6 protein-coding genes are annotated in these 7,517 nt (G+C 74.5%); 1 reads left to right on the top strand and 5 read right to left on the bottom strand.

Going from position 1 to position 7,517, the window contains the following annotated elements; translation table 11 throughout:
- Nucleotides 1–51 precede the first annotated feature (51 nt).
- Complete coding sequence (locus tag Q0195_RS13060) at nt 52–1,911, top strand: prolyl oligopeptidase family serine peptidase (protein ID WP_299279241.1); 1,860 nt, start codon at nt 52–54, stop codon at nt 1,909–1,911.
- Between the two features lie 48 nt (nt 1,912–1,959).
- On the opposite strand, the gene Q0195_RS13065 is transcribed toward Q0195_RS13060, so the two are convergent.
- The 5 genes from Q0195_RS13065 to recR form a co-directional block, all read right to left on the bottom strand.
- Nucleotides 1,960–3,033, bottom strand: coding sequence for an aspartate-semialdehyde dehydrogenase (locus tag Q0195_RS13065; RefSeq protein ID WP_299279243.1), 1,074 nt, complete (start codon nt 3,031–3,033; stop codon nt 1,960–1,962).
- On the bottom strand, nt 3,030–4,301 hold the full coding sequence (locus Q0195_RS13070) for an aspartate kinase (protein ID WP_299279245.1): 1,272 nt from the start codon (nt 4,299–4,301) through the stop codon (nt 3,030–3,032). Before Q0195_RS13070 ends, Q0195_RS13065 begins: the two co-directional genes overlap by 4 nt.
- A 130-nt stretch (nt 4,302–4,431) precedes the next feature.
- Nucleotides 4,432–5,208, bottom strand: a complete 777-nt coding sequence (locus Q0195_RS13075) for a TSUP family transporter (RefSeq protein ID WP_299279247.1) — start codon at nt 5,206–5,208, stop codon at nt 4,432–4,434.
- 66 nt (nt 5,209–5,274) lie between these two features.
- Nucleotides 5,275–5,868 (bottom strand): DUF5063 domain-containing protein, encoded by a 594-nt coding sequence (locus Q0195_RS13080; RefSeq protein ID WP_299279248.1) that lies wholly within the window; start codon nt 5,866–5,868, stop codon nt 5,275–5,277.
- A complete protein-coding gene (gene recR / locus Q0195_RS13085; RefSeq protein ID WP_299279250.1) occupies nt 5,861–6,460 on the bottom strand; it encodes a recombination mediator RecR in 600 nt (199 codons plus the stop codon). Before recR ends, Q0195_RS13080 begins: the two co-directional genes overlap by 8 nt.
- Nucleotides 6,461–7,517: the final 1,057 nt, after the last annotated feature.

Genomic DNA, 7,517 nt, shown 5'->3' on the forward strand with positions numbered 1-7,517 from the left:
AACTATTCCGGGAGCGTCCCGGGCGCACGACGTCGACCTACGCTTGGTCTCATGTCGAGGTTGTCACGCCGGGGCCGCCTGCGCACGCGCGGCGCGCGGACCGTCGCCGGGTGGCCGCCGCCGGTGTGGGAGCAGCGCTTCCGCGCCGGCGAGGTCGAGGTCCCCGACTGGGCGCGTGACGCCCCCGACCGCGCCTGCGTCGTCGCCACGGTGGACGGCCGGCCGCAGGTCCACTCGTGGGAGGCGAGCACCGGCCGGCTGGTCCCGGCCACCGACCGGCCGGCGGGCACCACCGAGGCACTGGTCGACCCGCCGGGGAACTGGCTGTGGTGGTTCGACGACACCGAGGGGGACGAGTTCGGCATCTGGCGGCGCCAGCCCTTCGGGTCACCGCCCGGCTCGCCGACCGAGACTCCGGTCCCGCTGCCACCGGCCTACTCCGCCGGGCTGCACCTGGCTCGCGACGGCACCGGCGTGGTGGGCCGCAGCGACCCCGACCAGGGCACGACGATCCACCAGATCTTCCTCGGCCCGCTCGCCGCGTCCTCCGCGCCGGTCCTCCTGTACCGCAGTGAGCACGACGCCGAGGCCGCAGCGCTCAGCGACGACGGCAACCTGCTCGCCGTCGGGCACGCCGAGCACGGGGATGCCCGCCACCCGGCCCTGCGGATCGTCGCGGCGGACACCGGCGCCCGCCTCGTCGAGCTGTGGGACGGCCCGGGGCTCGGGCTCTGGGCGCTGGACTTCGCCCCACTCCCCGGCGACCCCCGCCTGCTCGTGCTGCACGAGCGCATCGGGACACCCCGCGCCGCCGTGTGGGACGTCCGCAGCGGCGGGTGGCGCGAGCTGGCACTCGACGTCGACGGCGAGGTCGCCGACGCCACCTGGTACCCGTCCGGGGACGCGGTGCTGCTCGCCGTCGACCACGCCGCCCGCACCCGGCTGTACCGCCACGACCTCCGCACCGGACGGAGCTCGCTCGTCGGACCCACCGACGGCACGGTCGACGAGGCCACGGCCCGGCCCGACGACGAGGTCTGGTACTCGTGGTCCTCCGCGGCCCAGCCGCGCAGCGTGCGCACCACCCGCACCGGGGAGGTCCTCATCCACCCGGTGGGGCCGCGGCCGCGCCCGTCGGTCGGCGTCCGGGACGTCCACGTGCCCGGCCCGGGCGGGACCGTCCACTCCCTCCTCCGGCTGCCGACCCGGGGGACGGCGCCGTACCCGGTGGTCGTCGACGTCCACGGCGGCCCGGCGGACCACCGATCGGACGCGTTCTCCCCGACCCTCGCGGCGTGGGTCGACCACGGCTTCGCCGTCCTCAGCGTGAACTTCCGCGGCTCCACCGGCTACGGGACGTCGTGGCGCGACGCGATCGAGGGTCAGGTCGGCTTCGCCGAGCTGGCGGACATCGCCGCGGTCCACGAGCACCTCGTGCAGGACGGCACGGTGGACCCGGACCGCTCGGTCCTCGCCGGGGCGTCGTGGGGTGGCTACCTCACCCTGCTCGGACTGGGCACCCAGCCGGGCCGGTGGTCGCTGGGGCTGGCGGACGTGCCGGTGGCCGACTACCGGGCGGCCTACGAGGACGAGATGGCCTCGCTGCAGGCCTTCGACCGCGCACTGTTCGGCGGCAGCCCGGACGAGGTGCCGGAGGCGTACGAGACGGCGAGCCCGATCACCTACGTCGACGCGGTGCGGGCCCCGGTGCTGCTGCTCGCCGGGCTCAACGACCCACGCTGCCCGCTGCGCCAGGTGGAGAACTACGCCCGGGCGCTGCGCGAACGGGGGAAGGTCGTCGAGCTGTACCAGTACGGCGCCGGGCACGGCTCGCACGTGGCCGACGAGCGGGTGCGGCAGATGCGCGTCCAGCTCGACTTCGTCCGCCGCCACCTCGGCCTGCCCGGGTGACACGCCGCCGGCCGGCCTGAGCCGGGCCGGCGGCGCGGGGACGTCGCGTCAGACCCGGGCGAGCAGGCGCTCGGCGAGGATCTCGGCGATCTGGATGGTGTTGAGCGCGGCGCCCTTGCGCAGGTTGTCCCCGACGACGAACAGGGCCAGACCACGTCCACCCTCGACGCTCTGGTCCTGCCGGATGCGCCCGACCAGGGTGTCGTCGGCGCCGGCCGCCGCCAGCGGGGTCGGGACGTCGGCGAGCGTGACTCCGGGGGCGCCGGCGAGCAGCTCGCGTGCCCGCTCGGGGGTGATCGGACGCTCGAACTCGGCGTTCACCGCGAGCGAGTGCCCGGTGAAGACCGGCACCCGTACGCAGGTCCCGGACACCGCGAGCGAGGGCAGCCCGAGGATCTTGCGCGACTCGTTGCGCAGCTTCTGCTCCTCGTCGGTCTCCTCGCTGCCGTCGTCGACGATGCTCCCGGCGAGGGCGACGACGTTGAAGGCGATGGGGGCGACGTAGGTCTGCGGGTCGGGCACGGTGACCGCCGCGCCGTCGTGCACGAGGGCGGTGGTGTCCTGCTCGACGGCGGACCGCACCTGGGTGTCGAGCTCGCGCACGCCGGCCAGGCCCGAGCCGGAGACGGCCTGGTAGGTGGACACGACCAGGCGCGTGAGGCCGGCCTCCTCGTGGAGCACCTTGAGGGTCGGCATCGCCGCCATCGTCGTGCAGTTCGGGTTCGCGACGATGCCGAGCGGGATGTCCTGCAGCGCCTCCGGGTTGACCTCGGCGACGACGAGCGGCACCTGCGGGTCCTTGCGGAACGCCGAGGAGTTGTCGACGACGAGTGCACCGGCCGCGGCGAAGCGCGGGGCGTGCTCCCGCGACGTCGCACCACCCGCGGAGAACAGGGCGATGTCGATCCCGGAGAGGTCCGCCGTCGCGACGTCCTCCACGACGACGTCCTGGCCCTTCCACGGCAGCGTCCGGCCCGCGGAGCGCGCCGAGGCGAAGTAGCGGATGGAGGCGACCGGGAAGTCACGCTCCTCGAGCAGGCGGCGCATGACGGCTCCCACCTGCCCGGTGGCGCCGACGACCGCGAGGTTGACCCCGGCCCGCTGGTTGACCTGCTCGCTCATCGTCCTGTCCCTCCGTAGACCACGGCCTCCGCCTCGCTGCTGTCCAGGTCGAACGCGGTGTGCACCGCCCGGACCGCCTCGTCCAGCACCTCGGCGCGGGTGACCACGGAGATGCGGATCTCGGAGGTGGAGATCATCTCGATGTTGATCCCGGCGTCGAAGAGCGCGCCGAAGAGCTTGGCCGACACACCCGGGTGGGAGCGCATGCCGGCCCCGACGAGGGAGAGCTTGCCGATCTGGTCGTCGTAGCGCAGGTCGGCGAAGCCGAGGTCGGCGGCGGCGGCGCGCAGCGCGGCGAGCGTCGCCTGGCCGTCGGCCTCCGGCAGGGTGAAGGAGATGTCGGTGAGGCCGGTCGCCTCGGAGGACACGTTCTGGACGATCATGTCGACGTTCGCGCCGGCCTCGGCGACCACCGTGAAGAGGCGGGCGGCCGCGCCCGGGACGTCGGGGACGCCGATGACGGTGATCTTGCCCTGGCTGCGGTCGTGGGCGACACCGGCGATGATCGGCTCTTCCATGCTGCTGTCCTCCGTCTCGGAGTCGGTGCGGATCCAGGTGCCCGGCTTGTCGGAGAACGAGGACCGCACGTGGATGGGCACCCGGTAGCGGCGGGCGTACTCGACCGCGCGCAGGTGCAGGATCTTGGCGCCGTGCGCCGCCAGCTCGAGCGTCTCCTCGCTGGTGATCTCCGTGATCTGGCGGGCGGTCGGGACGATGCGGGGGTCGGCGGTGAACAGGCCGTCGACGTCGGTGTAGATCTCGCACACGTCGGCGTCCAGCGCGGCCGCGAGCGCGACGGCGGTGGTGTCGGAGCCCCCGCGCCCGAGCGTGGTGACGTCCATGGTCTCCGAGACGCCCTGGAAGCCGGCGACGATCGCCACGCCACCCTCCTGGATGGTGCGGGCGATGCGCTCGGGCACCACCCCGACGATGGAGGCCTTGCCGTGGGCGGCGTCGGTGAGGACGCCGGCCTGCTGGCCGGTGTACGAGCGCGCGAGCACGCCGAGCTCGGAGATCGCCATGGCGAGCAGCGCCATGGAGATCCGCTCCCCGGCGGTGAGGAGGATGTCGAGCTCGCGTTCGGCAGGCGTGTCGGTGACGGAGGCTGCCAGGTCGAGCAGCTCGTCGGTCGTGTCACCCATGGCGGACACGACGACGACGACGTCGTTACCGGCCTCCTTGGTCTCGACGACCCGTTTGGCCACGCGCTTGATGGCGGTGGCGTCGGCGACGGAGGATCCGCCGAACTTCTGCACGACGAGGGGCACGTGTGGATGCTTTCGCTGTCGGGAGCACAGTGGGCCCGCCCTGTGGGGCGCGGCCCCGGAACGCAGCACAGTGTAGAACGATCTCAGTCCGCGGGCAGGGGGCTGTCCGCCCGCTGAGCGGGCCCGGCCGTCATCCCGCGAGCACGTCCCAGCCGAGCCGGGCGATCAGGCCGAGGACGACGACCAGGAAGACGACCCGGACGAAGCCGCTGCCACGCGCCACGGCCATCCGCGCGCCGATGTAGCCGCCGGTGAGGTTGGCGACCCCCATCGCCACGCCCAGCCCCCACAGCACCGCCCCGTAGGGCACGAAGAAGAGGAGCGCCCCGAGGTTGGTGGCGAAGTTGACGATCTTCGCCAGGGCCGACGCCGGGAGGAAGGCGTAGCCGAGGACGGAGACGAGGCTGATGACGAGGAAGGTTCCGGTGCCCGGCCCGAGCAGGCCGTCGTAGCCGCCGATCCCCAGGCCGAGCGCGGCGGCCGCCAGGTGGTGGCCCCGCCCCGACCAGCGCAGGTCGGTCTGTGCCCCGAGCCTGGGCCGGGCGATGGTCCAGGCGGCCACGGCGAGGAGCACGACGAGGACGATCGGGGTGAAGAGGTCCTCCGGGATCCGGGAGGCGAGCGCCGCACCGCCGACCGCCCCGAGGAGGGCGGCGAGCGCCATCGGTGCCGCGGTGCGCAGGTCGGGGCCGACGCGGCGGTAGTAGGTCAGCGCACTGACCGACGTGCCCATGATCGAGCCGAGCTTGTTCGTCGCAAGGGCCTGCACCGGGGTGATCCCCGGGACGAGGAGCAGGGCCGGCAGCTGGATGAGGCCCCCACCGCCGACGACGGCGTCGACCCAGCCGGCGCTGAGCGCGGCGAGCAGGAGGAGGGCGACGCTGAGCGCGTCGAGGTCGAGGGGCACGGGGTCATCCTGCCGCACGGCCCCGCGCGGGGCGGGGCCGGGCGGACCTCGCGCGACGGGGCCGGCTCAGTCGCCGTCGGCGTGGAGGGCGTCGAACTGGGCGTCGGCGGCGACGTCGGCGGGGATGTCCAGCCGCACGTGCGCGAGGATCGACAGCAGGGTCCGCAGCGCCGCGGCCGCCCGGTCTCCCCAGTTGGACAGGTAGGAGAACTGCCACCACCACAGCGCCTCGAGGACGTTGCCGGCGCGGTGGTGCTGCAGCCCCCGGCGCAACGCCAGCGCGACCTCGGCGACGTCGGCCGACAGGCTCCCGGAGACGGAGACGTTGTCGACGAGCGGGTCGGGGACCTCGCGGTACTCGTCGAGACCGTCGAAGGCGTTCGCCAGACCGAGCCGGAGCGGGTCGGCGTCGGGCTCCTCACCGTCGTCGGGCTCGAACCGCTGGGGCGGGACGACGTCGACGACAGCGCCCAGACGGGCGCCCGCTGCGCTGAGGTCGGCCAGGGCGAGGAGCAGGAGGGAGATGGCGGCGTCCGGGTGGTTGCCGGCCGCTACCTCGGTGGCGGTGTCGAGGAAGCGCTCGGACTCGGCGGCCATCGCCCCGGCGAGGGCGTGGAGGTCGGCGAGCTCCTGCCGGGCGGTGTCGGTCTCCTCAGGCATCGATCCTCCTGCGTCCTTCGAACGCTCGGCCGAGGGTGATCTCGTCGGCGTACTCCAAGTCTCCGCCGACCGGCAGGCCGGACGCGAGCCGGGAGACCGGCACCCCCATCCCGCGCAGCATCCGGGCGAGGTAGGTGGCGGTGGCCTCACCCTCGATGTTCGGGTCGGTGGCGAGGATGACCTCGCTGACCTTCCCGTCGGCGAGGCGGGTCATGAGCTCACGGATGCGCAGGTCGTCGGGGCCGACCCCGTTGATCGGGTTGATGGCGCCGCCGAGCACGTGGTACTTCCCGCGGAACTCGCGGGTGCGCTCGATGGCGACGACGTCCTTGGCCTCCTCGACGACGCACAGGACGTCGTCGCTGCGGCGCGGGTCGGTGCAGATCCGGCAGCGCTCCCCCTCGGAGACGTTGCCGCAGACCTCGCAGAACCGGACCTTGCTCTTCACCTCGGTGAGCGCGTGGGCCAGGCGCTCCACGTCGGCGGTGTCCGCCGCCAGGACGTGGAACGCGATGCGCTGGGCGCTCTTCGGCCCGATCCCGGGGAGTCGACCGAGCTCGTCGATGAGGTCCTGCACCGCGCCTTCGTACACCCGGCCAGCCTACGCCGGACCTGGGACACGGTCGGGCAGGCGCCGCCGTGGGGCTGGTGCGGTCACTCCTCGTGGATGATCGTGCCGCCGAGCATCCGCTCGATGAGCGGGGCGCCGACCAGGCCGGAGTGCTCGGCGTCGGGGTCGTCCATGCTCGGGGTGTCCTCGGCCAGGGAGACCCGCGCGATCGGCTCCTCCGGGCCCGCCGGGGACGGGGCGCTCGGCGAGGCGGTCCCCGGCGTGGCGGCCGTCGCCCAGGGGGACGCGGCACCCGGCTGGTCGTCCTGCCCGGTCCCGCCCGCCGGGGCGGGCGGGACCGGGGCGGGCTCCGGCGGTGTGGCGGACCCGCCCGGCGTCGGCGCGCTCGGGCTGCTCACCGTCCCGGCCGCGCCACCGGGGGCCGCGGCAGCGCCCGCGGCGGTCCAGCCACTGGACCCGGGGGCGGGGGCCGACCATGCCGAGTCGCCGGACGACGCGGCGGCCCCTCCGCCGCCCCACGCGGACGACGGCGCCGCACCGGTGCCGTAGGGCGCCCCTGCCTGTCCGCTCTCGGCGGCCTGGCTGAGCACCGGCTCGATCCGCACCTGGACCCCGAGGGTCTCCAGCAGTGCCCGCTGGAGCGGCTCGGCGTGTGCGCCGTTGCGGAAGGTGTGCGCCAGGCCGGAGGTGGCGAAGGCGAGATGGAGGACGCCCCCGGAGAGCTCGCCGACCTGGGCGTTCTGGGAGACCAGGGCCCAGGTGGACCGCTTGAACCGGGCGAGCGTGGAGAGCACCTCGGGCCAGCGCCGACGGATGAGGTCGGCGTCCGCGCTGGGGGCCGGCGGCGCCTCGGGGGCGCGCTGGGCACCGGTGCGGGCGGCGGGCTGCTGCGGTGCGGCGGCGGGCTCAGGTGCCCCCGGGCCGGTCGTGACCTGCGGACGGTCACCGGCCGCCGCGGCGGCGTGGTCGGTCGCCGCACCGGGTCCGGAGAACGTGTCCGGTGCGCCCTCCGGCTCGGCCGGGGCCGCGGAGGACGCCGTAGATCGGAAGAGCACACGGCTGAACTCCAGTCACACAG

This window comes from uncultured Georgenia sp. (genome assembly GCF_937958535.1).
Classification (GTDB): Bacteria; Actinomycetota; Actinomycetes; order Actinomycetales; family Actinomycetaceae; genus Oceanitalea.